Genomic DNA, 24,964 nt, shown 5'->3' with positions numbered 1-24,964 from the left:
ACCCGAACACCAGGCTCAAAACGGCCGTCTCCGCGGAGATCCGCAGCGTGGTGAACAGCACCGAAAGGTTCACACCGGTCAGTGCGTCGGCGTACCAGTGCAGTGTGAAGGATCCGTCCGCGTCCTTCAGGCTGAGGAGCAGGGTGCTGAAGATCGGGTAGACGAACAGCACCAGCAGGTAGACGACGACCGGCAGCGCGTACAGGATCCCGATCCGGGTCCGGCGCGAAGCCAGCAGCTTGCGCGGGCTGGCAGGGGCGGTGGCGGTGAGGGCTGCCATGACTCACTCCGCCTGTTCGCTGGCGAAGAGGTTGACGTCCTCCGCATCGACGGTGATCCCGACCCGCTCGCCCGCGACGGGCCCGCGGCCGGCCGGTACCTCCAGGCGCAGCAGCGGCGCGTCCTTGCCGTCGATGCGTACCCCGGCGCGGACCAGGGTGCCCACGTAGGTGGCGCTCTCCACCGTGCCGGTACAGAATCCGTCGTCGGTGGCGCAGGCCCGCAGCCGGCCCGGCTGCACAGCCACCTTCACCTCGGCGCCGGAGGCCAGCTCGTGGCGGCGCGCCTTGATCAGGCCACCGGAGTTGTCCAGGCGGACCAGGGTGTGCTCGCCGTCCTGCTTCTCCACGCGGCCGGGCAGGAAGTTGGCCGCGCCGAGGAAGTCCGCCACGAACGGCGTCTTGGGCCGCTCGAACAGCTCCCGGGGAGTGTCGAACTGCTCGATCAGACCGTTGCGCATCACCGCGATACGGTCCGACATCACCAGCGCTTCTTCCTGATCGTGCGTCACATAGATGACGGTCAGGCCGAGTTCCTGCTGGATGGTCTTGATCTCGACCTGGAGCTGGTCGCGGAGCTTCTTGTCCAGCGCACCGAGCGGTTCGTCCATGAGGATGACCGGCGGGCGGTAGACCAGCGCCCGGCACAGCGCGACCCGCTGCTGCTGGCCACCGGACAGCTCCCGCGGCTTACGCCCGCCGAAGCGGGACAGGCCCGCGATCTCCAGCGTCTCCCCCACCCGGCGGCGGATCTCGTCCTTGCCCACGCCGCGCAGGGTGAGCGGGAAGGCGACGTTCTCCTGCACGGTCATGTGGGGGAAGAGCAGGTACTGCTGGAAGACGAAGCCGAGGTTTCGCTTCTGCGGGGCGAGGCGTGTGACGTCACGGCCTCCGACGGTGATCGTGCCGGAGTCCGGTTCGCAGAAACCGGCGATCATCATCAGGGTCGTGGTCTTGCCCGACCCGGAGGAGCCGAGGAAGGTCACGAACTCCCCGGCGGCGATCTCCATGGACGCCTCGTCCACGGCGACGACGTCGCCGTAGGTCTTGCGCAGGGCCACCACCGACAGCGCCTTGCCGGTCGCGGTGGCCGGCTTGGAGCCGGCCACCTCCACCGACGGTGCGGCAACACCGAAATCAGCCACGAGCCCACTCCAACCAGCGCTTGGTGACGGCCGCCTCGTTCTTCAGCCACCAGTCGACATCCGCGTCGAAACCCTTGTCGTAGTACTTCGGCGCACCCGCGAGCGCATTGCGCTCCTCCTCGGTGAGCTGTTCGTAGGCCAGCGGAGAGGACGGGTTCGACGGGAACGCCTTGGCCAGGGCAGCCTGGCTTTCGGCACGCAGCGAGAAGTCCATGAGCTTGTAGGCGTTGTCCACATTGGCGGCGCCCTTGGCGATGGCGTAGCCCTGGAACTGGCGGCGCATACCGTTCAGCTGCCGGGTGACCGGGACACCCTGCTTCTCCAGATCAGCGATCCGGCCGTCCCAGACGGTGGACATCGTCACCTCCTCGCGGCTCAGCAGCACACCCGGGAGCGGGCCGCTGTCCCAGAACTTCTTGATCTCGCCCCGCAGCCGCGTCAGCACCTTGAACGCGCGGTCCACATCCAGCGGATACAGCTTGTCCATCGGGACACCGTCGGCCAGCAGCGCGAACTCCAGCTCCGGCAGGTCACCGTCCGGGCTGCACATCGAACGGCCGCCCTTGAACGCCTTCGTGTCCCAGAAGTCCGCCCACGACTCCGGCTTCTTACCGCCGAAGGCGTCGGTGCGGTACGCCATACACGCGCCGTAGAAGCTGCTGCCGACGGCATGGTCGGTGATCTGGGCCTCGGGGATCTTCGCGCTCTTCACGCTCTTGATCCGGTCGAGGTCCAGCATCTCCAAGGCGTCCTGCTTCAGGTACTTGTTGTGGGACATCATCGAGTTGTTGATGAGGTCGCACTGCGGGCGGCCCTGCTTGATCTGGGCGAGCAGCGGGGCGTCGTCCAGGTTGAGCACCTTGACCTGGATGCCGGTCTCCTGGGTGAACGGCGTGTAGATCGCCTTCTGTAGGGCCGCACCATAGGAACCGCCGCTGTCGCGGACGATCACCGTCTTGCCGCCCTTGCCGCCGCCGGCCGAGGCGCGGCTGGTACCGGTACCACAGGCGGACAGGGCGCTCGCGGCGGCTACACCCGCCGTGACCCCGCCTATTCCTCTCAGGAACAGTCTGCGGTCTATTCGGGCATCTTTCATTTGGTGCCTCCTGGTGGTACTGGCCGTGAGAAGGGGCGGCCGGGGACGTGGAAAGGGGGGCGGCTGGAACGGGGGTCTAGGGGCGGGGATCCGCCTCGTCGGATCCGGCACCCAGACCGGGGGCCCGGAAGGTGTCGGCCCGCGCGGCCGTGTCGGGGTCCCACGGGACGGCGAGGGCGGCGAGTTCGGTTCCGGGGGCGACGGTGAGGCCGTGCATGCCGTAGAAGATCCGGCCGTCGGCCGGGGCGTGGACGGTGTGCTCAGTGCCGTCGGTCGGGTCGACGATGCGCCCGAGGAGGTCGCCCTCGGCGACTTCGCCGATGACGTCTGCGTCGAAGGAGAACTCCGGGTACCACAGGCCGGTGGCCTCGGCGGTGACGCCGGCGGACCAGACCCATTCCCGGATCGGCGCCGGGACGGAACCGTCCTGGTCGAGGACGCCCAGATGGCGAAGTGACGTCAGCAGGCCGTCGACACGGCGGAGGGCGGTGGCCTCGTCCCGCTGGCCGAGCTGGCCCACCTCGACGAGGACCGCCGAGACACCCCGGCGGGCGGCGGCCGCGTGGCTGTTGCCGCCCTCGGGCGTCAGCCCGAGGATGACGTCCTCGATGCCGAAGGAGCCTGCCAGTTCGGCCGTCGCCTTGTCCAGGTCCGGGTCACCGGTGAGGCGGTAGCCGACGAAGTCCCGCAGGACCTGGTCGATGCCGCCGCAGTGCAGGTCGATGTAGACGTCGGCGCCGTCGACCAGGTTCGCGAAGAGCCAGGCGGCCAGCCGCTCGGTGGGGCCGCCGGCCGGGTCGCCGGGGAAGACGCGGTTGAGGTTCACGCCGTCGACCGGGGAGACGTTGAGGCGGCCCTGGTACACGGCGGGAGGGTTGGCGACCGGACAGATGACCACCTGTCCGTGCACCTCGGCGGGTTCCAGCGCGTCCGCCAGTCGCACGGCGGCGTCGACGGGCGTGAACTCGCCGCCGTGCACACCCGCGGTGATGACGACCCGGGGGCCGGGGCGGGTCCCGTGGACGAGGGTCAGCGGGATGTCCGCGGTGAGGGTGCCGAGGTCGGCGTGGACGTAGCCGCGGACCTTGGTGCCCGGCTCGGCGACCAGGGTGCCGACGGAGAGCGTGGCGTCGTTCATCGTCATGCCTCCGTACGACCGACGGTGGAGAGGAAGTCGATGGGCTGGGGCGAGGCGCCGTCCAGCGCGAGGTCCGCGGCGATGTCACCGAAGGCGGGCGAGAGCTTGAAGCCGTGACCGGAGAAGCCGGCGAGCAGGATGACGTTCTCGGCGCCGGGCAGCGGGCCGACCAGGGGGCGGCTGCTCTCGGTGTAGCCCTCCATGTAGACGGAGAGGCGCGTCGGGTCCGGGTGCAGGTCGGGCAGGTAACGCCCGATCAGCTCGGAGAAGATCTCCAGCTCGTCCGGCCGCACGGTGCGGTCCAGCTGGTTGGGGTCGTCGGCGAGCCGGTGCAGCGCGCGGGACAGTCCGAGCTTGACCGAGACGCCGTCCGGGGAGGGCAGGCCGTAACAGTGGGTGGGTGCCGTGCGGATGAACGCCGGGCGTTCCTCGCCGAACCAGGCGTCGGGGGCGGTGGGCACGTACCAGGCGCTGACCAGGCGACGGACTTCCACCTCCCACGGCAGGTCGGGCAGCAGGTCATTGACCCAGGGGCCGGGCGTGACGACGGCGGTGTCGAAGCGCTCGCTGCCGGAGTCGGTGCGGATCTCCACGCCGCCCGCGACGGGGACGATCTCGCGGACCGTGCTGTAGCGGTGGAGCACGGCGCCCAACTGCTCGGCGCGTCGGGCGGCGGTCTGGATGGTCAGCTCCGGGCGGATGAACCCGGCGCGGCGGTCGAGAACGGCCGCGTCGCCGTCCTCGATGCGGTACTGCGGGAAGCGCTTGGCCAGGGCATCGGTGTCCAGCACCTCGTGGTCGAGGTCGTGCTCGGCGATGGACTGTAGGACGGTGGCCATCTGCTGGTGGTCGGTCGGCCCCATGAGCAGGCAACCGGTCAGGCGGCGCAGCTCGCGGCCGGTCTCCCGCTGGAGCTGTTCCCAGAGGGCGTCGGCGTGCTTGAGGAGGGGGACGTACCGGGAGTCCTCGAAGTGCGCGCTGCGGAAGATCCGGGACTCGCCGCCGGCGGCGCTGCGGTCGTGGCCGGGTGCGTAGCGGTCGTAGCCGACGACGTCGGCTCCACGGGCCGCCAGCCGCCAGGCGGCCTGGCTGCCCATCGTTCCGACGCCGACCACCGCGACGCGCTTCCTGGCAGCTGCCACAGGACTTTCCTTTCGTATCGCCGAGGCGCATGCTGAGCCTTCGACGTGAGGCTGTTCGATTCGAGATGATTTGGGCGGGAGCCAGGTCCTCCTTTAGGGGCCTGTGGCTCGCAACCGCCGCGTCTCGCAGTCCGGCTCACTTCGGGGGATCCCTCGAAGGACCGTGCCACAATGTGGAATGCTGTGCTAGAATCTGGCACAGAGAATGACAGTGGCTCCAGACGGGAGTCAAGAGGGTGTCCAGCAGAAATTTCGAGGATTAACAGGGGGAAACCGGATGGAAATGAAGAGCGTCACCAGGTCGTTGCGCGTCCTGGAGGCGGTCGCCCAGCATCAGCCCGTGACCGTAGGGGAGTTGACGAAAATCTTCGGGCTGCCGAAGTCCACCGTGCAGCGCACCCTGGTCACACTGGCGGAGGCCGGCTGGCTGCGCGCCAACCGCAAGGACACCACCCGCTGGGAGATCGGCGCCCGCGTCCTGGCCGTGCGACCCGCCGCGCTTCAGGGCTCCAGCCTGTTCGCGGCAGCCCGTGAACCCATGGTTCGCCTTCGGAACGCGGTGAACGAGACCATCCACCTGTCGGTGCCGGACGCCCTGCAGTGCATGGTCGTCGTCGACCGCGTCGACTGCGATCAGGCGGTACGCACGTTCCACACGATCGGCGACACCTCGCCGCTGCACGCCACCGCCGTCGGACGCGCCATCCTCGCCCACCTTCCCCAGCAGGACGTCGACGACCTCATCGCGGCAGGCCTGGAGCGGTTCAGCGACACGACCCCCGCCGATCCCGACGAACTGCGCACCGAGCTGGACCGGATCCGCGCCGACGGCTACGCGGTCAACCGCAACCAGTACCGGCCGGGCGTCTGCGCCCTCGCCGCCGCCGTGCTCGACGAGGACGGCACGCCGCTGGCCGCAGTGGCCGTCTCCATGCCCGAGGCACGGTACGACGATGAGCGTGCGCCCCAGTGGGGCCGCCTCGTCGCCGACACAGCCGCGGAGATCTCACAGCGCCGCCTGGGCGCCTGAACGACAGACGACGGCCGCAAGCCGTCGACCGAGGGCCGGCTCGCACGCGTCAGCGCGCGAGCCGGCCCTCGGCCTTGCCCGGTCCACCGATCGACCGAACCCAGCTACGTGCCGTATTGTGGCACGCTATGCTGAAATCCGGCACAGATCCTGTCCGTGACTCCGTGCTGGAGACAAGAAACGAGAACCAGGCAACCACAGGTCTGAGGGGGCATCGAATGGAGATGAAGAGCGTCACCAGGTCGCTACGGGTTCTGGAGGCAGTCGCCCGACATCAACCCGTGACTGTCGGGGAGTTGACGAGGATTTTCGGGCTGCCGAAGTCCACCGTGCAGCGCACCCTGGTCACCCTCAGCGAGGCGGGCTGGTTGCGGGCGAACCGCAAGGACACCACCCGCTGGGAGATCGGCGCCCGCGTCCTGGCCGTGCGACCCGCCGCCCTTCAGGGCTCCAGCCTGTTCGCCGCCGCGCGTGAGCCGATGATCCGGCTCCGCGACGCGCTGAACGAGACCATCCACCTGTCGGTGCCGGACGCCCTGCAAGGCATGGTCGTCGTCGACCGCGTCGACTGCGACCACGCCGTACGCACCTTCCACGCCATCGGCGACGCCTCGCCCCTGCACGCCACCGCCGCCGGGAACGCCGTCCTGGCCCACCTGGGGAAGTCCGAGATAGAAGAGGTCGCCGCGGGGACGCTGGAGGGTTACGGCGAAGAGACCATCACCGACCCGGGGCAACTGCGCGCGGAGCTCCATCGCGTCAGAGAGCGTGGCTACGCCGTCAACCACAACCAGTACCTCCAGGGTGTCTGCGCGATCGCGGCACCCGTGCTCGACGGTGAGGGCGCACCGCTGGCCGCCGTGGCCGTCTCCCTGCCCGACTCCCGCTTCGAGCCCGGCCGACTGCCCGAACTGGGCCGGCTGGTCGCCGAGACGGCGGCGGAGATCACCGCCCGGCACCTGGCCTGACGACGGCCCCCGCTCCGGGTCCTCACCCCGGCCGACGGCCGCGCCCCCGTCACTTCACGATCACGTAGATCTTGCGCACGGTTTCGATGGTCTTCCAGACACCGACGAAGCCCGGCTTCATGACAAAGCTGTCGCCTGCCTTGTAGACCACCGGCTCACCACCTTCCGGCGTGAGTTCGACGACGCCGGCGAGGATGTGGCAGAACTCGAAGGTCTCGCCCTTGATCGAGCGCGTCTCGCCGGGCGTCGCTTCCCAGACTCCCGTATGGATCATCTCCCCGCGGGCGATGTCCTGGGGCCAGGTCAGGAACGCGGGGTCGCCGGAGACCAGACGCTCCGGGAGCGGGCCGGACTTGTGCGGCGCGAAGGAGGGATCGGTGTCGATGGTCTTCAGGAACGACATGTTCTTCCTTTCCTGGACTCGAGAAATCGGTAGCCGCGGCCCCGGTCGACCCATGGGCCTGGGCAGGAGACTGTGTTGGAGGCGCCGGCCGCCGAGGCCGTCGCCGAGGAGAGGGCACGGCCGTCCCCCGTGCCCGGCGGCGTGGAAACCGGACACGGGGGAGGCCCGTCATGGTGCGTGACGCGGCGCGGTCAGGGCGCGGTCAGGGCATGACCGCGTTCATCGCACGGGCACCGCGAGGTACTGGTACTCCAGGAACTCGTCGATCCCCACCCGGCCGCCCTCGCGTCCCAGCCCCGACTGCTTGACGCCGCCGAAGGGGGCGGCCGGATTGGACACGAGACCCGTGTTCAGCCCCACCATGCCCACCTCCAGCCGTTCGCTCACCCGCAGGGCCCGGTCCAGGCCCTCGGTGAAGACGTAGCCGACCAGGCCCCAGGGGGTGTCGTTGGCCCGGCGGATCACCTCGTCCTCGTCGTCGAAGGTGAGGATCGCGGCGACCGGGCCGAAGATCTCCGTGTCCATCAGACGGCTCTCGGGGTCGACTCCGGCCAGCACCGTCGGCGGGTAGAAGCAGCCGGGGCATTCGGGGGTCCTGCCGCCGACGAGCACCCGGGCCCCGCGCTCGACCGCGTCGGCCACCAGTTCCTCCACCTTGGCGCGTCCCCGCCTGTCGATCAGGGGGCCGACGTCGACGCCGTCCCGGGTGCCCGGACCGACGACCAGCGCGCCCATCCGCTCGGCCAGCCGCCGCCCGAACTCCTCCGCCACCGACCGGTGCACGAAGAAGCGGTTGGCCGCCGTGCACGCCTCGCCCATGTTGCGCATCTTGGCGACCATCGCGCCGTCCACCGCCTTGTCCAGGTCGGCGTCCTCGAAGACGACGAACGGCGCGTTGCCGCCCAGCTCCATCGAGGTCCGTACGACCGCCTCCGCGCTCTGGGCGAGCAGGAGCTGTCCGACGGCCGTGGAGCCGGTGAAGGAAAGCTTGCGAATCCGCCCGCCGCGCAGGAGCGGTTCGCACACCTCCCCCGCACGGGAGGTGGTGACGACGTTCAGCACGCCGTCCGGCAGCCCGGCCTCCTTGAGGATCGCGGCGAGGGCGAGGCTGGAGAGAGGGGTCTGCGGGGCCGGCTTGAGCACCATCGTGCAGCCGGCGGCGACCGCCGGGCCGATCTTGCGGGTGCCCATCGCGAGGGGGAAGTTCCACGGGGTGATCAGCAGGCAGGGACCGACGGGGCGGCGGGAGAGCAGCATGCGGTTGCGGCCGTCCGGCAAGGTGGCGAGGCCGCCGTCGATACGGACGGCCTCCTCGGAGAACCAGCGGAAGAACTCGGCCGCGTACGCCACCTCTCCCCTGGCCTCGGCGAGCGGCTTGCCCATCTCGGACGTCATCAGATGGGCGAGCTCGTCGGTGCGCTCGATGATGATCTCGTAGGCACGGCGCAGGATCTCGCTGCGCACCCGGGGCGCCGTACGCGCCCACTCCTCCTGCGCCTGCACGGCCGCTTCCTCGGCGAGCTTGGCGTCCTTCGGACCCGCGTCGGCGACATGGCAGAGGACCTCGCCGGTGGCCGGGTCGTCGACGGGCATGGTGGCGCCGTCCGCGGCGTCCACCCAGGCCCCGCCGATGAACAACTGCGTGGGTGTGTCGGTCATGAGTACTCTCCTGGTTGTCCGGGTCGGTCGGCGGCGGGGTCGAGCAGTTCCGCGAGGTGCAGGGCGCGGATGCCCCGGTCTCCGGCGAGGTGGTCGATCTGGGTGGCGCAGCTGAAGCCGTCGGCCACGACGACCGCCGGTGATCGCGGGTCGACGTCGTCGAGGCGGGGCTTCAGGGCGAGGCCGGCGACAGCCATCGAGGTGTCGTAGTGCTCTGCCTCGAAGCCGAAGTTGCCGGCGAGTCCGCAGCAGCCCTCGGCCTCGTCGACCTTCGCCACGCCGAGGCGGCCGAGCAGGTCGCGGGGGTGGTGGCCCTTGAATGTGGCGTACTCGTGGCAGTGGGTCTGCAGCACGACGTTGTCCGGCAGCTCCGGGGACGCCCAGCCGGGCGCGGCGAGGTCGGTCAGGGCTCCGGTGAGGGTGTGCACGCGGGCCGCGACGCGCCGCGCGGCGTCGGTGCCGAGGAGTTCGGGCACGTCCCGCTTGAGCGCAGCGGCGCAGCTGGGTTCGGCCACGACGATGGGCCGGTCGTCACCGTTGTCCAGGCGGGCGACGGTGCGGGCCATGACGCGGCGCGCGAGCGACAGCTGTCCGGTGCTCACCCAGGTCAGGCCGCAGCACAGGTCGTCCCGCGCCGTGCAGGGAAGGCCGGCGTCGGCGAGTACGCGGCTCGCCGCCCCGGCCACCTCGGGGCGGAAGGCGCGGGTGAAGCTGTCCACGAAGAGCAGCGCCTTCGCCGGTTCACCGGTCCGCGCCGTGCGCAGGGCCCGGCGCAGCGCGCGCCGGGAGGCGAAGGCGGGGATCCGGCGTTTCGTGGTCACACCGCCGAGGCGCGCGAGCAGCTTCCCGACGGCTCCGCGCAGCAGCGCGTTCACCGGGCGGGCCGCGTACCCGACGAGCCTGGACGTCAGAGGCAGCCAGCCCAGGGAGTAGTGGGATCGGGGCCTGACTCTGCCCTTGTAGTGCTGGTGCAGGAACTCCGCCTTGTACGTGGCCATGTCGACGCCGACCGGACAGTCGCTGGAGCAGGCCTTGCAGGACAGGCACAGGTCGAGGGCGTCACGCACCTCCGTGGAGCGCCAGCCGTCCTGGACGGTTCCGCCCCGCACCATCTCCTGGAGCAGACGGGCCCGGCCTCGCGTCGAGTCGTTCTCCTCCCCCGTGGCCCGGTAGCTGGGACACATCACGCCGCCCGCGTCGCTGCGGCAGCGGCCGACACCGACACAGCGGCGTACCGCTCCCGCGAAGCCGTCCTCGTCGTGGGGGAAGGAGAACAGCGTCTCCACGGGCAGCACATCGGAAGGCGTGTGCAGCGCGAGGTCGGTGTCGAGGCCGGCCGGGGCCACGATGACGCCCGGGTTGAGCAGCCCCTCGGGGTCGAAGATCTCCTTGAAGGCGGCGAACGCCCGGATCAGCCGGTGGCTGTACATGACCTCCAGCAGCTCGCCCCGGGCCCGCCCGTCGCCGTGTTCGCCCGACAGGGTTCCGCCGTGCTCGACGACCAGGGCGGCGGCTTCGGAGAGGAACCGACGGGTGGCGGCCCGCCCCGCGTCCGTGGCGAGGTCGAAGTCGATGCGTACGTGGACGCATCCCGCGCCGAAGTGGCCGTACAGCACGCCGGTCAGGCCGTGCGCGGCCAGCAGCTTACGGAAGTCGCGCAGGTAGGCGGCCAGGTCCTCGGGCGCGACGGCCGCGTCCTCCCAGCCGGGCCAGGACTCCCCGCCGTCGACCAGGCGGGCGGCGAGCCCCGCTCCGTCCTCGCGGACCCGCCACAGCGAGCGCCGTTCGGCCGGGCTGTGCACGACCCGCCCGCCGGTCATCCGGCCCCGCGCTTCGAGCACATCCAGCAGTTCGCCGGCGCGGGCGTCGACGGCCGCCTGGTCGTCGCCGTCGAGTTCGACGTACAGCCAGGCACTGCCCTCGGGGAGACCGGTGACGGAGTCCGGACCGCGGCGGGCACGCATGGTGGCGACGATCGCCTCGTCCATGCCCTCCACGGCGGTGGGGTTCCAGCGCAGGATCTCCGGGACGTCCTCGGCGGCGTCGACCACGTCGTCGTAGCCGAGGGTGAGGAGGGTGGAAGCCTGTGCGGTCGCCACCAGGCGGACCGTCGCGGCGGTGACGACCGCACAGGAGCCCTCGGTGCCCACCAGGGCGCGAGCCATGTCGAAGCCGTGCTCGGGCAGCAGGTGGTGCAGCTGGTAGCCGGAGACCTGGCGCGGTATCCGGCCCAGCTCGGTACGGAGCGACGCCAGGTTGCCGTCGATCAGGCGGCGCACTTCCGCTTCCAGACCGGCGACACGCCCGACGGCGTCCGGGTCGTCCGGGTCGGCGGCCCGCAGTCCGGTGCGGTCGGCGACGGCCCGCACGCCGTCGGCCGTCACGATCTCCAGCGCCTCGATGTGGCCGCTGGTGCGCCCGTGCCGCACGGACCGGTTGCCGCACGCGTCGTTGCCGATCATGCCGCCGATGGTGCAGCGGCTGTGCGAGGAGGGGTCGGGGCCGAAGGTGAGCCCGTGCGGAGCGGCCGCGGACCGCAGCGCGTCCAGGATCACTCCGGCCTCGACGCGCGCGGTACGCGCCTCGGGGTCGATGTCCAGGATCCGGTTCATGTACCGGGAGAAGTCCAGCACGACGCCAGGTCCGACGGCGTTGCCCGCCATGCTGGTGCCGCCGCCGCGCGCGGTGACCGGGACGCTTGTCTCCCGGCAGGCCCGCAGCACCGCGACGACGTCGTCGGCGCTGCGGGGAAAGACCACGGCCCTCGGCGGGACCCGGTAGTTGGAGGCGTCGTAGGCGTAGAGACCGGTGGAGCCGGGGCCGGTCTCCACCCGCAGGCCGGGAGCGGTCTCGGTGAGCCGCGCGACCAGCGGCTCCAGGGCCGTGGTGGTGTCCGTCATCGCCGTGCCGCTCCCGATGTGCCGGCCTCGACGGCGGTCGCCCATGCCTGGAGCCCCTCGTCCACCGCCGTCTCGTCGATGACGAGCGCCGGGATCATCCGTACGACCTGGTTCCAGGCGCCGCACAGCAGCAGGAGCAGGCCCTCGTCGACGGCGGCGCGCTGCACGCGGGCGGCGGTCTCGGGGTCGGGGCTGCCGTCCTCGGTGACGAACTCGGTGGCGAGCATGAGGCCGAGGCCGCGCACGTCGCCGATGCCCGGCGTCCGGTCGGCGACCGCCTCCAGGCCCTGGCGCAGCCGCTTGCCCATGGCCTCCGCGTTCTCCACGAGCCTCTCGTCGCGTACGACGTCGAGGGTGGCGCAGGCCGCGGCGCAGGCGACGGCGTTGGCGCCGTAGGTGCCGCCCTGCGAGCCGGGCCACGCCTTGGTCATCAGCTCCTCGGACGCGGCGATGCCCGACAGCGGGAAGCCGCTGGCCAGGCCCTTGGCGGTGACGATGATGTCCGGGGTGACGCCGAAGTGGTCGTGGCCCCAGAAGCGGCCGGTGCGGCCGACGCCGGTCTGCACCTCGTCGTGGATGAGGAGGAAGCCGTGGCGGTCCGCGCGCTCGCGCAGGCCCTCCATGAAGGCACGGTTCGCGGGAACGTAGCCGCCCTCGCCGAGGACCGGCTCGACGATGATCGCGGCCGTGTCGGCGGGCGAGGAGATCGTCTGGAGGGTGTAGTCCAGCTCCTTCAGGGCGAAGCGGGTCGCGGTCTCCTCGTCCCAGCCGTAGCGGTAGGCCGACGGGAAGGGCGTGACGACGACACCGCTCATCAGCGGGGAGAAGCCGGACCGGAAGCGAGTGCCGGAGGTCGTCATGGAGGCGGCGGCGACCGTACGGCCGTGGAAGCCGCCGTGGCAGACGATGACGTTGGGCCGGCCGGTGGCCTGGCGGGCCAGCCGCAGCGCGGCCTCCACCGCCTCGCTTCCGGAGTTGGTGAAGAACAGGCTGTCCAGGCCGGCCGGCAGCACCTCGCCGAGCTTGTCGACCAGGCGGCGCAGCGGCTCGTGCATGACCGTCGTGTACTGGCCGTGGATCAGCGAGCCCACCTGCTCCTGGGCCGCCGCCACCACCTTGGGGTGGCAGTGCCCGGTGCTGGTGACGCCGATGCCGGCGGTGAAGTCGAGGTAGCGGCGGCCGTCCTGGTCGAAGAGGTGGACGCCCTCGCCCCGGGCCGCCACCACGGGCGTGGCCTGGCGAAGGTGCGGCGACAGTGCGGTCATGTTCGTCTCCCGGCCTCGGTGTTCGGTCTGCTGCGGTCTTCCGAGCATCTCCGCGGGCGGGGGGTGCGCCAACGCGCGATCTGTCCGGCCGGGACGCGACATCCGGACGTTGTGTCAGGCGCGCCGGGCCCTCGCCCCGCCCCTCCGCCTCGTGGTCGCGATCTCCGGGCTCTTGCGCAGGTCAGCGACGCTTGTCAGAGTGACGGGGCACTTCCCCAAGGTCTCGGGCTGCACTGGAGCCGGGCCCCCCATGGAGGCACCGTGAGCGAGAACCACCGAACGGCTCCAGAGCCCGGCGCCGGCGGCCCCGACGCGGGCGGGCCGGGCCGCGACATGAACACCGGCAGCCGCCCGTTCACCGTGGCCGACGTGCTGGCCCTTCCCGTCCTGGCCGCCGGACAGCCGCAGGTGGTCACCGCTTCGTCCCGGCTCGACCGGCCCGTCCGCTGGGTCCACATCACCGAGCTGACCGACCCCGCCTCCTTCCTGAAGGGCGGCGAACTCGTCCTGACCACCGGCATGCCTCTGCCCGAGGAGCCGGCCGGCGTACGCCGTTACGTCGACGAACTCGCCGACATCGGCGCGGCGGCCCTGGTCATCGAGCTGGTCCGCCGCTACCACCGCCCGCCCGAGGCCCTGGTCCACGCCTGCCAGGCCCGCGGCCTGCCCCTCGTCACCCTGGCCAAGGACGTCAACTTCCTGGAGGTCACCCAGGTCGTCCACGCCGTCATCCTCGGCAACCAGGCCGAGGTGATGCGGCGGACCCAGCGCGTCCACGAGGCGTTCACCGCCCTCACCCTGCGCGGCGCCGGGCCCGAGGAGGTCGTACGCGCCGCCGCCGAGATGAGCGGCCACACCGTCGTACTGGAGAACCTGGTCCACCAGGCACTCGTCTGCGAGCCTTCGGGTGACACGGCCGAGGCGGCGCTCACCTCCTGGGAACAGCGCTCCCGAGCGACACCGCCCGCCGACCACACCGCCGTCTCCGGCCCCGAGGGCTGGCTCGTGGCACCCGTGGAGTACCAGGGCGAACGCTGGGGCAGGGTGGCCATGCTCCCGCCCCCGCCCGGCCCGGCCGCTCACTCGGCCTTCGGCCCGTTCGGTCCGGAAGCCGTCACGGTCCTGGAGAGAACCGCGATGGCCCTCACCATCGCCCGTCTCACCCACCACACGCCCTGGGAACGCGCCGCACACCGCAGCGTGCTGCGGGACCTCGTCGAACAGCGCTACCGCTCGCCCGCCGACGCCGAGGCCCGGATCGCCGCGCTGGGCGTGCCCACGGCGGGCTGCCGTTTCATCGCCGTACTCGCGGACGTCCCCTGCCAGGGGGACACGGCCAAGGCCGAGGAACTCCTCTCCGAGGAGCTGAAGAAGAAGGGGACACAGGCCCTCGTCGGCCTTCTGGGACCGACCCGCCTCGGCGTCCTTCTGTCGCTGCGCCCCGAGCAATTGTGGCGACCCGTGGTCCAACACCTGAGCCGCACCGCACTCGACCTGGTTCCCGGGACGACGGTGAGCACGGGCAGCGAGGCGACCGACCTCCTCGCCGTCGCCCGCTCCTTCCGCGAGGCGACCCGCGTGGCCGAAGCCACCGAGCCCGGCCAGCCGCTTCCGCCGGAACGCTCCTACCACGAACGATCCGACATCGGCCTGCGCCGCCTTCTCTTCGCACTGCGCGAAGACACCCGGATCCAGGACTACGCCGAACGCCGGGTCGGCCGACTCGCCGACCATGACGCCCGCCACGGCACGGACTTGCTGACCACCCTGCGCCACTACCTGGACGCGGCAGGCAACAAGACGGTGGCCGCCCGCTCCGGCGGCCTCGCCCGCGAGACCGTCTACCAACGCCTGCGCGCCATCGAGCGGATCCTCGACTGCGACCTGGAGTCCGGCGAACAGCGCACCGAACTGCACGTGGCCCTCACGGCCCTCGACGTCCTGCGGGTCCGCTGAGGCCAGTGCCGTCCGGTGCGCTTCCCCCGCGACCCGCGCCCCGCCGGAGTGAGGACTTCATGACACCGAAGCCCGGGAAGAACTCAGATCCCGGGCGCGGGGTTCATCCGGTGGCCAGAGTGGTCCACCTCTGGTTGGAGCCGCCGTGGCAGTCCCACAGATGGAGCTGCGTGCCGTCGGCCGTGGAGAAGCCCGGAATGTCGAGGCAGCGGCCGGAGGCGAGGTTGCGGTAGCCGCCGTTGTAGGGCTGCCAGACCTGGTTGGAGCCGCCGTGGCAGGACCAGAGCTGCACCTTGGTGCCGTTGGCGGTGCCGCCCCCGGCAGCGTCGAGGCACTTGCCCATGGAGCGCAGGGTGCCGTCGGTGTAGGCGGACCAGAGCTGGTTGGCGCCGCCGGAGCAGGCCCAGATCTGGGCAGCGGTCCCGTCGGCCGTGGCGGCGCCCTTGACGTCCAGGCACTTGCCGGAGGTGCCGGACTCGACGCGTGCGGGGGCGGGGGCGGGGTTCTTCAGCCACCCGGCGCTGTCCGCGCTCTGGACGCCGCGGTGGAAGGCGTCGGCCATCTTCTGGTAGCCCGAGTCGTTGGGATGCAGAGCGTCGACCAGGTCCGCCGTGGTCAGGCTGCTCATGTCCACGTGGGCGACCTTCTTGCCCGCGGCCTGAGCGTCGCTCACGATCCGGGGGATGGCCTGGTTGTACGCGGCCCTGTACCGCTCCTCCGAGCCGCTGGTGGACACGACCAGGGAGGCCACGAGGACGGTAGCGTCGGGGGCGGCGGCGGTGATCTGGTTGACCAGCGACTTCAGTCGGTCGGTGGCGGTGGAGACCTGGTAACTCTCGTTGAGGTCGTTGGTGCCGATATGCAGCGTCACGACGTTGGGCCGGTAGCGGGTCAGTGAGGCGTCGGCGAGTGCGGCGATCTGGTGGATCTTGTATCCGGAGTGGCCTTCGTTGTCGGGGTCGGACATCGGACCGTTCCGTCCCGTGCCCACGAAGTCCAGCGGATGGCCGTCCGCGGCAAGCCTGTTCCACAGCGGACCCCGGTAGCCGTTGCCCGTGCTGCTTCCCACTCCCCAGGTTATGGAGTCGCCCAACGGCATGACCCGCAGAGGGGTGTTGGGGGCGGCGGCGGCAGGCGTCACACCTGCCGCCGTCACCCCGAGTACGGCGGCGACGAGCGTGACCAGGGGAAGAAACCAGGACTTTCTCATGCGGGCGTCCTCTTCGGTGAGTGAGTGCTGAATCGACGGGACTGATCGACGTAGTGCCGGCACTTCGGCGCGCCCGGCCGCCCTGTCGACGTCGGCGGCCGCCTGACGTACGGGCGGAACGGCGTGGGAGAGGATCTTTAACGCTTGAACGCTGCCGAGCGGGTTCGCCTGCCGAGCGGGTTCGATACTGAGCGGCCCCTTGACTGTCCTCGTACAAATATCACGCAGACCACCGCCTGGACATCCCATGGATGTGAGAATTCTGAGATCGGCGACACGAGGTGAGTTCTTCGTGGTCTCCTTCTCAGGCCGCTGTTCCGCAGCCTGTTCGCCGCCCCTTCACCTCTGATGCCGACCCGTTGACATCCCATGTGTGGCGCTATGTGGTCGAGTGACCTGTTCAGGAGACTCAGTCGCATAGTATGCAGTCATGGCTCATGTATCCGCGGCAGAGCGCCGCCCGCAACTGATCAAGGCGGCCATCGACCTGATGACCAGGGAAGGCGTCGCCGCCGGCAGCACCCGCGCCATCGCCGCCGAGCTGGGCGTGGCACAGGCGACCGTGCACTACACGTTCGGCACCAAGGAAGACCTCTACCGAGCTGTCATACAGCAGGTCACCCGGGGGCTGATCGCCCAGGTGGAGCAGGCCGCGCCCACGGACGCCAGCTTCGAGGACACCGTCGTCACGCTCTCCGAAGCGCTCTGGCGCACGGTGCTCGATCAGCCCGAGGCACACCAGCTGCTGACCGAGCTCAGCATGTTCGCCCTGCGCACACCGCCACTGAAGGACGCGCTGCACAGCCACTACAGCGAGGTCCTGGCGGTGACGACGAAGCTGATCAGCGAGGCCGCCGGACGCACCGGCCACCAGCTGGCCCAGCCTGCCGAGACGATCGCGAGGTTCTTCCTCGCGGGCTTCGACGGACTGACGATGCAGCACCTCTCGCTGCCGGACGAGGAGGCCGAAAGGGCATGCCTTCGCGCCTTGGTCTCGGCCGTTCTGGCCATGGCCTGAGGCGGCCCCGCGGATGGCGCAGAGGGCACGCGGGGACGCGTCCGGAGCGATGCCGACGCCGAACACCCTGGCAGACGGTCCGCAGTCGGCACGGATCGACGGTCAGCGTCTGGCCGTCTCCGGCGCGCACCATCTCGCCGCGGCTGACCAATAACCCGAACCGGCCATGAAGCACCGTATGAGACCTGCCATGTCTACCTGACCGCGTTACACGCCAGAGGTGCTTGAACCAGAACATTTGGCCGACCATGCATTTGCATTCATCCCTGCACGCCGGTTGACATCCCAGGGCGCCATGATCGACCTTCGACATGGCCCCGCATTCCCCTGCTATCGACCAGCACCCCATCGCGGCCTGCGGCCGACCCGGGCCATGGCCGTACCACGGCTTCATGGACCGTCACGGCCGTCTGACCGGCGGATCCCTCCGCGGAACGGGCAGCCGCACTCAGCGAAAGGGACCCGAATGCATCGAGGTGACATGTATCTGACATTCAGAGAGTCATGGTCGAGGCGCGGGAGGCGTACGGGAATCCTCGTCGCGGTGACCGCGCTGCTGGCGGCGCTTGTGAGCGGGCTGGGTGCCGCCGGGACCGCGCATGCGGCCACCGTGGACACGAACGCGTGGTACGTGCTGGTCAACCGGGGCAGCGGCAAGGCGCTGGACGTGTCGGGTGCGAGCACCGCCGACGGCGCCGGCCTCATACAGTGGACCCGCACGGACAGTGCCAACCAGCGCTTCCAGTTCGTCGACTCCGGCGGCGGCTACTACCGGCTGAAGGCGCAGCACTCGGGCAAGGTGCTGGACGTCCTGAACCACTCAAGTGCCGACCACGCGGACATCGTGCAGTGGGGCGATGCGGGCGGCGCCAACCAGCAGTTCCGGCTGGCCGACTCGCCCGACGGCTACCTACGGCTGCTCAACCGGGGCAGCGGCAAGGCCGTCGAGGTACGGAACGCCTCCACTGCGGACGGCGCCAAGGTCGTGCAGTACACCGACTGGGGCGGGACCAACCAGCAGTGGCAACTGGTCCGCACGACGGGAGTACTGGGACAGGTGCACACCGCGGGGCGGGTCAAGGACGCCGGGAACACCATGCAGTACAGCTGGCCCGGCGTGTACTTCGAAGGCCGAGTCAGCGGCACCGGCGTCGGCATCGTGCTCAACGACTCGGCCGCCGACTACGACGTCCAGGTCGACGGAACCACTGTCGCCACACTGGTCACGCCAGGCAACACCACGCACTGGATCAACGGTCTGGACAACCGTGAGCACACCGTGCGACTCGTCAAGCGCACCGACACGCCCTGGAGCACCAGCACGTTCGGGGGCTTCGTCGCGGCGCCCGGTGGTGCCGTACTGAGCAAGCCGGCCGCCCGCGCCCGCCAGATCGAGTTCATCGGCGACTCCCTCACGGTGGGTTACGGCAACCTCTCGACCTCCCGCGAGTGCACCCAGGAACAGCTCAAGCGGACCACCAATGCCGACGTGAGCTACGGCGCCCTCACCGCCCGGCGACTGAACGCCGACTACCAGATCAACGGCTACTCGGGCCTCGGCATGGTCCGGAACTACAACGGAGGCCGGACGGACGTCACCTACCGGACCTTCTACGACCGTGCCCTGCTGAACGTGTCCGGCGACGTCTGGCAGAACCCGGGCACCTGGCGCCCCCAGGTCGTGGTGGTCAACCTCGGTACCAACGACTTCTCGACCGCCATCAACCCCGGTGAGCCCTGGACGTCCGACAGTCTCGCGGCCGGCTACCGCACCGCCTACGGCGACTTCGTCCAGAAGCTGCGCACGCGCTACGGGGCCGGCACGACCATCGTGGCGGTGGGCTCCGGCCGGTACGCCGATCATGTCCAGCAGGTGGTCAAGGCACGCAACGACGCCGGCGACAGCCGGGTCCGCTACTGGTTCCTCGACGACTCGGGGCTGGACTTCCTCGGCTGCGACTGGCACTACTCGGCCCACGACGACAGGCTCATCTCCGACCGGCTCGTCCCGTTCATCGCCGGTCTGCCGACGGGCTGGTGACGACGCCGACCACCCAGGCCTGCCTCGCGCCGCTGACCTGCGGTTCTCCCCCAACGAATGGCCGCCGGGCCGCCGCTCCCGATGCCTTGGGTGATCCGGTGACCCGGCGACCGGAACGTACGGCCGGGGCGCCGTGGAGCAGAAGCGGATCTAGCCTGGAAGCTGGCGCTGGGAACCCGCCCTGACAGGCACATCCATCCGGACGGAGGTGTCGCGCGTGGACGTGGCCGGTGAGCACGACGCCCCCACTGCCGCTGCCGTGGTGGACCGGGACGGCATAGTGAGCGGCTGGAGCGAGGGGGGACGGCTGCTGCTGGGCTGGACGGCGCAGGACACCGTCGGGCGTCCCGTGACCGACCTGCTGGTCGATCCCCCGCCCTCCGGCTTCCCCGAGGGCCACGCGGCCGGCCTCGGCCCCACGGGGTGGGTCCCCCTGCGCCACCGGGACGGTTCCACGGTGGACGCCGTGGTGACGGCTCACCCGCTGCTCGGCCCCGACGGGCGGAAGCTGGGCCAGGTGGTGACCATCCAGCGTTGGGGAGGCCGCCCGGTGATCGCCGACCGGGCCTTCGAGCAGTCACCCTTCGCCCTGGGCGTCTACGACCCTGAGCTGAGGTTCCTGTGGATCAACGCCTCCTCGGGCCGGGTGATCGCGCACACCGAGGAGCAAGTACTCGGTAAGAAGTACCGCGAGGTGCTTCCCGAATTCGACCGCTCGCTGTTTCCCGAAAGGGACGACAAGCCCTACACCGACAAGCTCGCGGAAGTGGCGAGGACGGGCGAGCCCGCGCGTCTCATCACCGTCTTCCGCCCTCGTGGCAGTGACTACGCCAATGCCTGGGCCACCAGCATCTGGCCCGTCCGAGATGCCGAGGGCAGGGTTCGCGCGGTCGCCAACTGGGGATTCGACATGAGCGCCGAGTACTGGGCTCGGCAACGCCTGCTCCTCCTCAACAAGGCCAGCGGTGGCATCGGCCGGACACTCGACGTGATCGGCACCGCCCAGGAACTGGCCATGACCCCGGTGCCGGGATTCGTCGACCTCGTCAGCGTCGATCTCTTCGACGAGGTGCTGCGCGGAGAGGAACCGCCCTCCGCGTCCGCGTTCAACCCCGGCGGCACGATCAGGCTCACCCGTGCCGCCCGGCACAGCGCGAAGGAGGTCGCCGACCGGGCTGCCGGGCCCACGAAGCCGGTCGCGCACGTTCCCGGCTCTGTCGCCGCCCGCTGCATGGCCACCGGGAGATCCACGGTCGAACTCGCCGCCGAACCCGGCCAGGGCGGCGAGTGGGCCTTCGGACCCGGGCTCGCCGCCGACCCGGCCCACTGGCCACCGGGCAACCCGGTGATCGACGCGTCCATCGCCGCGGACGGGCTGACGGGCCGGATCACCGTGCCGCTCCGGGCGCGCGGCGCGCTCCTCGGCGTGGTCGCCTTCTCCCGCCTCGACCGGCCCGAGGCCTTCACCGCCGACGATCTGATCCTCGCCGAAGAGCTGACCGCCAAGGCGGCCGTCGCCATCGACAACGCCCGCCGGTACTCACGCGAGCGCGCGACCGCGCTGACTCTGCAACGCAGCCTGCTACCCCAGGGACTGCCGGTCCAGGAGGCGGTCGAGGTGGCATCCCGCTACCTGCCCGGCGGGACCGGCACGGAAGTGGGCGGTGACTGGTTCGACGTCATTCCGCTGTCCGGCGCCCGGGTCGCCCTGGTCGTCGGCGACGTCGTCGGCCACGGCCTGCACGCCTCGGCCAGCATGGGCCGGCTGCGTACGGCCGTACGCACCCTCGCCGACGTCGACCTGCCGCCGGACGAGTTGCTGACCCACCTGGACGACCTGGTCCTCCACCTCGCCAGCGACCTCCAGCCCACCGGCCACTTCCAGCCGACCGGGGAGTCCGGGGCCACCTGCCTGTACACCGTCTACGACCCTGTCTCCCGGCGCTTCACACTGGCGAGCGCCGGCCATCCCCTGCCGCTGATCATCTCTCCGGACGGCACCAGGACCCCGGTACCCGCCCACCCGGGACCGCCGCTCGGCATCGGCGGTCTGCCTTTCGAGGCCACCGAGCTCGAACTGCCGGAGGGCAGCCTGCTCGCCCTGTACACCGACGGACTGGTGGAAAGCCGCGAACGGGACGTCGACCAGCGGACCACCGAACTCCGGCAGCTGCTGCACCACTCGGCCACCTCACTGGAGGCCCTGTGCGACACGGTGATGGACGCCATGCTCCCCGATCGGCGCACCGATGACGCCGCCCTGCTGCTCGTTCGCACTCACGCGCTGGATCCCCACCACGTCGCCGACTGGGACGTCGAGCCCGACACCGCGCAGGTGTCGCGCGTCAGGAAGTTCGCCGTCGACCAGGTGGATGCCTGGGGCCTGGAGGAGGCGGCGTTCGTCACCGAACTGGTCGTCAGCGAGCTGGTCACCAACGCCATCCGGTACGGCGAGCCGCCGATCAGAATGCGGCTGATTCGCGACACCTCCCTGATCTGCGAGGTCTCCGACGCCAGCAGCACAGCCCCGCACCTGCGCCGGGCTCGCGCCTTCGACGAGGGCGGCCGGGGCCTGCTGCTCGTCGCCCAGCTCACCCAGGGGTGGGGCACCCGGCACACGACCGACGGCAAGACCATCTGGTGCGCCCAGACCCTCACCCGACCCGCGCCGCGGTGAGACCGAGCAGGGCGGGCCGTACCGGGTTCGGCGTCCGCACGGGGTGGAGGGACACCGACCAAGCACCTCCGCTTCACGCCTTCGCACGCGAGGTGATCGAAAAAAGTTTCCGCCTCGCGGCAACCTGAGCGTGGCCTGTGACGACAAGGAAGCAGATCCGGCCAGTTCTGATGGCCCGGATCAGGCTTTCGTCTGTTGAACAGCATGCAAGGAGAACATCTCCCCCATGAACAACCCCACGAACGGCGGGCGCCGCGGGCGTCACCGCCGCCGCTGGACCGCCACCGGTCTGGTGCTCGGCGTGCCCGCCGTCCTCGTGCCGTACCTCCTCTACGCGCAGGAGGACTCGCAGGCCGCCACGGTCGACGCTGATGCCTTTTACCGGCTGGTTTCCGTGCGCAGCGGCAAGGTGCTGGACGTCAACGGCTTCTCCACCGCCGACGGCACCCGGATCCAGCAGTGGACCGACCAGAACACCGCCAACCAGCAGTGGAAGCTGAAGTCCATCGGGGGCGGCTACTACGAGCTGGTGAACCGCAACAGCGGCAAGGTGCTGGGCATAGCAGGCAACTCCACCGCTCAGCGAGCCGCGGCCGAGCAGCAGACCGACAGCTCCGCCACCTCCCAGGAGTGGAAGATCAGCGAGGTGAGCGGTTCCGGCGCCGTCACCCTCACCTCCCGCAGGAGCGGCCAGGTGCTGGACGTCTCGGGGGGCTCCGCGGCCCAGGGCGCGGCAGTCATCCAGTATCCGGGCAGGGGCACAACCAACCAGCAGTGGAAGCTGGTGAAGGTCGCCGAGTCCCAGGCGTCCGGGTCCGGCACCGCGCAGACCACGGCCGCGACCGGACCGTATGTGTGGAAGAACGCCCAGGTGGTGGGCGGCGGTTACGTCACCGGTCTGGTGTTCAACCAGCGGGAGAAGGGTCTGCTGTACGCACGCACCGACATGGGCGGCGCCTACCGCTGGGACACCGGGGCCGAGCAGTGGATCCCGCTGACCGACTGGATCGGCGAGAAGGACTGGAACCTGCTGGGCATCGACTCGCTGGCCACCGACCCCGTCGAACCCAACCGGCTCTACCTCGCGGCGGGCACCTACACCAACGAGTGGGCCGGCAACGGCGCGATCCTGCGCTCCACCGACCGGGGCCGCACCTTCCAGCGCACCGACCTTCCCTTCAAGCTGGGCGCCAACGAGGACGGCCGCGGCGCGGGCGAACGGCTCGCGGTCAACCCCGCCGACAACGGCACCCTGCTGCTGGGCACCCGCAAGAACGGCCTGTGGCGCAGCACCGACCACGGCGTGACATGGCGTCAGGTCACCTCGTTCCCCGTCAAGGACGGGGCGAGCAGCGGCGCGGGTATCTCCTTCGTGACGTACGGACCCTCCGACGGCAAGACGATCTACGTCGGGGTCAACGACAAGTCCACCTCCCTGTACCGCTCCACCGACGGCGGCAGCACCTGGCAGGCGGTTGCCGGGCAGCCCACCGGCCAGATGCCGCAGCACGGCGTGCTCTCCGGTGACGGCTCGCTGTACCTGACGTACACCAACAACCTCGGACCCAACGGCGTGACGGCGGGCTCGGTGTGGAAGTACACGCCGGACCGCGGGGCGTGGAAGAACATCTCCCCCTCCCAGGGCAACTACGGGTTCTCCGGTCTGGCCGTCGACCCGCGCAAGCCGTCCACGGTGATGGTCACCACACTCGGCCGCTGGTGGCCCGAGGACGAGATCTACCGCAGCACCGACGGCGGCGCGACGTGGAAGGCACTGGCCGACAAGTCGGTGCGCAACGCCTCCGCCGCTCCTTACGTCGGCACCCACACCGGCCACTGGATGACAGCCCTGGCCATCGACCCCTTCGACTCCGGGCACGTGCTGTACGGCACCGGCAACGGCATCCTGCGCAGCAAGGACGCGGGCGCCACCGACAGCGGTGGCACCAGCCACTGGAGCATGGGGGCCCGGGGGCTGGAGGAGACCGCGCTGATCGACGCGATCGCCCCGCCCGGCGGCGCCACCGTCATCACCGCCATGGGCGACCAGGGCGGCTTCCGGCACGACGATCTGACCAAGGTGCCCTCCGGGCGGCTGAAGAACCCGTTGATGACCAACAGCACCGACATCGACTTCGCCCAGTCCAAGCCCTCGATGATGGTCCGCGTCGGCCGTGGCGGCGACCAGGACGGCGCCTACTCCACCGACGGCGGCAGCACCTGGAGCGGCTTCAAGGCAGAGCCGGTGGCCGGCGCCCAGGACGGCCATGTCGCGCTCACGGCCGACGGATCCACCATCGTCTGGACCCAGGCGGGCCAGGCCCCGTACCGCTCGACCGACAAGGGGGCCAGCTGGTCGAGGGTCGGCGGTCTGGGCACCGGCGCGGTGGTCGTCGCCGACCGCTCCTCGGCCAGGACCTTCTACTCGCTGTCCGGTGGCACGCTCTACGCCAGCACCGATGGCGGCGCGACCTTCACCGCCCGCGCCACCAACCTGCCCGCCGACGGCCGGCTCAAGGCCGTCCCCGACATCGCCGGGGATCTGTGGATCGCCGGCTACGGCAAGGGGTTGCTGCACTCCACCGACGGCGGCCGCACCTTCACCACGCTCACCACGGTGAAGTCCGCCTCCGCCCTCGGCTTCGGCAAGGCCAAGCCGGGCACCAGCTACCAAGCCCTGTACCTGATCGGCACCGTCAAGGACGTCACCGGAGTCTTCCGCTCCACCGACAAGGGCGCCACCTGGCTCCGCGTCAACGACGACAACCACCAGTGGGGCAGCATCGGCGGCACCGGCGTCATCACCGGCGACCCCGACACCTACGGCCGCGTCTACATCGGCACCAACGGACGCGGCCTCCAGTACGGCGACCCGTCCTGACCCCCACACCCGAGCGGGGCCGCGGGCATCACGGCCTGCGGCCCCGCCACGGCTGAGGGACCCCGCCCGGGACGCAAGCGGCGTCACCTCACCGGCAGGGTCGTGCGGGAAAGCCGGGAGACACCGAACAGGCCGCCCGCGACACCGCGGGCGGCCT

16 protein-coding genes and 1 pseudogene are annotated in these 24,964 nt (G+C 70.6%); 7 read left to right on the top strand and 10 right to left on the bottom strand.

The window, feature by feature from the left end; all coding sequences use genetic code 11:
• The 5 genes and pseudogenes from ALMP_RS40365 to solA form a co-directional block, all read right to left on the bottom strand.
• Positions 1-280, bottom strand: a pseudogene (locus ALMP_RS40365) (ABC transporter permease); the annotation flags it as partial.
• A 3-nt stretch (positions 281-283) separates the two neighbouring features.
• Entirely contained in the window at positions 284-1,423 is a 1,140-nt protein-coding gene (locus tag ALMP_RS40360; RefSeq protein ID WP_264936977.1) for an ABC transporter ATP-binding protein, read from the bottom strand.
• Positions 1,416-2,519, bottom strand: coding sequence for an ABC transporter substrate-binding protein (locus ALMP_RS40355; protein WP_264936976.1), 1,104 nt, complete (start codon positions 2,517-2,519; stop codon positions 1,416-1,418). The genes ALMP_RS40360 and ALMP_RS40355 overlap by 8 nt, the downstream gene beginning before the upstream one ends.
• Before the next feature lie 76 nt (positions 2,520-2,595).
• Positions 2,596-3,663 carry a succinylglutamate desuccinylase/aspartoacylase family protein gene (locus ALMP_RS40350; protein ID WP_264936975.1) on the bottom strand — a complete coding sequence of 356 codons (1,068 nt, stop codon included), beginning with the start codon at positions 3,661-3,663 and terminating at the stop codon, positions 2,596-2,598.
• Entirely contained in the window at positions 3,660-4,799 is a 1,140-nt protein-coding gene (solA, locus tag ALMP_RS40345) for an N-methyl-L-tryptophan oxidase (protein WP_264936974.1), read from the bottom strand. The genes ALMP_RS40350 and solA overlap by 4 nt, the downstream gene beginning before the upstream one ends.
• A 283-nt stretch (positions 4,800-5,082) precedes the next feature.
• On the opposite strand from solA, the gene ALMP_RS40340 reads away from it, so the two are divergent.
• Positions 5,083-5,829, top strand: coding sequence for an IclR family transcriptional regulator (locus tag ALMP_RS40340; protein ID WP_264937172.1), 747 nt, complete (start codon positions 5,083-5,085; stop codon positions 5,827-5,829).
• Positions 5,830-6,053: 224 nt separating this feature from the next.
• Entirely contained in the window at positions 6,054-6,797 is a 744-nt protein-coding gene (locus tag ALMP_RS40335; protein WP_264937171.1) for an IclR family transcriptional regulator, read from the top strand.
• A 49-nt stretch (positions 6,798-6,846) separates the two neighbouring features.
• Here ALMP_RS40335 and ALMP_RS40330 read toward each other — a convergent pair whose 3' ends face one another.
• The 4 genes from ALMP_RS40330 to ALMP_RS40315 all read right to left on the bottom strand — a co-directional run bounded on the left by ALMP_RS40330 (position 6,847) and on the right by ALMP_RS40315 (position 13,024).
• Positions 6,847-7,200 carry a cupin domain-containing protein gene (locus ALMP_RS40330; RefSeq protein WP_264936973.1) on the bottom strand — a complete coding sequence of 118 codons (354 nt, stop codon included), beginning with the start codon at positions 7,198-7,200 and terminating at the stop codon, positions 6,847-6,849.
• 219 nt (positions 7,201-7,419) lie between these two features.
• Positions 7,420-8,859 (bottom strand): NAD-dependent succinate-semialdehyde dehydrogenase, encoded by a 1,440-nt coding sequence (locus ALMP_RS40325; protein WP_264936972.1) that lies wholly within the window; start codon positions 8,857-8,859, stop codon positions 7,420-7,422.
• Positions 8,856-11,759: an FAD-binding and (Fe-S)-binding domain-containing protein gene (locus tag ALMP_RS40320; RefSeq protein ID WP_264936971.1), complete on the bottom strand. Its 2,904-nt coding sequence runs from the start codon at positions 11,757-11,759 to the stop codon at positions 8,856-8,858. Before ALMP_RS40320 ends, ALMP_RS40325 begins: the two co-directional genes overlap by 4 nt.
• Positions 11,756-13,024, bottom strand: coding sequence for an aspartate aminotransferase family protein (locus ALMP_RS40315; protein WP_264936970.1), 1,269 nt, complete (start codon positions 13,022-13,024; stop codon positions 11,756-11,758). The genes ALMP_RS40320 and ALMP_RS40315 overlap by 4 nt, the downstream gene beginning before the upstream one ends.
• Positions 13,025-13,285: 261 nt before the next feature.
• Between ALMP_RS40315 and ALMP_RS40310 the strand changes: the two genes are divergently transcribed.
• Positions 13,286-14,980 carry a PucR family transcriptional regulator gene (locus ALMP_RS40310; RefSeq protein WP_375803615.1) on the top strand — a complete coding sequence of 565 codons (1,695 nt, stop codon included), beginning with the start codon at positions 13,286-13,288 and terminating at the stop codon, positions 14,978-14,980.
• Positions 14,981-15,083: 103 nt separating this feature from the next.
• Here ALMP_RS40310 and ALMP_RS40305 read toward each other — a convergent pair whose 3' ends face one another.
• Complete coding sequence (locus ALMP_RS40305; RefSeq protein ID WP_264936969.1) at positions 15,084-16,190, bottom strand: ricin-type beta-trefoil lectin domain protein; 1,107 nt, start codon at positions 16,188-16,190, stop codon at positions 15,084-15,086.
• Positions 16,191-16,620: 430 nt separating this feature from the next.
• On the opposite strand from ALMP_RS40305, the gene ALMP_RS40300 reads away from it, so the two are divergent.
• From ALMP_RS40300 to ALMP_RS40285, 4 genes are all read left to right on the top strand, one after another.
• Positions 16,621-17,208, top strand: a complete 588-nt coding sequence (locus tag ALMP_RS40300) for a TetR/AcrR family transcriptional regulator (RefSeq protein WP_264936968.1) — start codon at positions 16,621-16,623, stop codon at positions 17,206-17,208.
• Between the two features lie 481 nt (positions 17,209-17,689).
• The gene (locus ALMP_RS40295; protein ID WP_264936967.1) at positions 17,690-19,249 is read left to right on the top strand and encodes an RICIN domain-containing protein; all 1,560 of its coding nucleotides are present in this window, start codon (positions 17,690-17,692) and stop codon (positions 19,247-19,249) included.
• A gap of 223 nt (positions 19,250-19,472) precedes the next feature.
• On the top strand, positions 19,473-21,926 hold the full coding sequence (locus ALMP_RS40290; RefSeq protein ID WP_375803617.1) for a SpoIIE family protein phosphatase: 2,454 nt from the start codon (positions 19,473-19,475) through the stop codon (positions 21,924-21,926).
• 226 nt (positions 21,927-22,152) lie between these two features.
• Positions 22,153-24,807 carry an RICIN domain-containing protein gene (locus ALMP_RS40285; RefSeq protein WP_264936965.1) on the top strand — a complete coding sequence of 885 codons (2,655 nt, stop codon included), beginning with the start codon at positions 22,153-22,155 and terminating at the stop codon, positions 24,805-24,807.
• The last annotated feature ends 157 nt before the right edge of the window (positions 24,808-24,964 follow it).

The organism is Streptomyces sp. A012304 (assembly GCF_026008495.1).
GTDB lineage: Bacteria > Actinomycetota > Actinomycetes > Streptomycetales > Streptomycetaceae > Streptomyces.
The sequence above is the reverse complement of the archived record's forward strand: the minus strand, read 5'-3'. Positions and strand labels throughout refer to the sequence as shown.

Bases quoted from the DNA above. Each gene is read 5' to 3' on its own strand.
- ALMP_RS40355 (WP_264936976.1), bottom strand. From the start codon at position 2,519: ATGAAAGATGCCCGAATAGACCGCAGACTGTTCCTGAGAGGAATAGGC.
- ALMP_RS40350 (WP_264936975.1), bottom strand. From the start codon at position 3,663: ATGACGATGAACGACGCCACGCTCTCCGTCGGCACCCTGGTCGCCGAG.
- ALMP_RS40340 (WP_264937172.1), top strand. From the start codon at position 5,083: ATGAAGAGCGTCACCAGGTCGTTGCGCGTCCTGGAGGCGGTCGCCCAG.
- ALMP_RS40335 (WP_264937171.1), top strand. From the start codon at position 6,054: ATGAAGAGCGTCACCAGGTCGCTACGGGTTCTGGAGGCAGTCGCCCGA.
- ALMP_RS40330 (WP_264936973.1), bottom strand. From the start codon at position 7,200: ATGTCGTTCCTGAAGACCATCGACACCGATCCCTCCTTCGCGCCGCAC.
- ALMP_RS40325 (WP_264936972.1), bottom strand. From the start codon at position 8,859: ATGACCGACACACCCACGCAGTTGTTCATCGGCGGGGCCTGGGTGGAC.
- ALMP_RS40320 (WP_264936971.1), bottom strand. From the start codon at position 11,759: ATGACGGACACCACCACGGCCCTGGAGCCGCTGGTCGCGCGGCTCACC.
- ALMP_RS40315 (WP_264936970.1), bottom strand. From the start codon at position 13,024: ATGACCGCACTGTCGCCGCACCTTCGCCAGGCCACGCCCGTGGTGGCG.
- ALMP_RS40305 (WP_264936969.1), bottom strand. From the start codon at position 16,190: ATGAGAAAGTCCTGGTTTCTTCCCCTGGTCACGCTCGTCGCCGCCGTA.
- ALMP_RS40300 (WP_264936968.1), top strand. From the start codon at position 16,621: ATGGCTCATGTATCCGCGGCAGAGCGCCGCCCGCAACTGATCAAGGCG.
- ALMP_RS40295 (WP_264936967.1), top strand. From the start codon at position 17,690: ATGTATCTGACATTCAGAGAGTCATGGTCGAGGCGCGGGAGGCGTACG.
- ALMP_RS40285 (WP_264936965.1), top strand. From the start codon at position 22,153: ATGAACAACCCCACGAACGGCGGGCGCCGCGGGCGTCACCGCCGCCGC.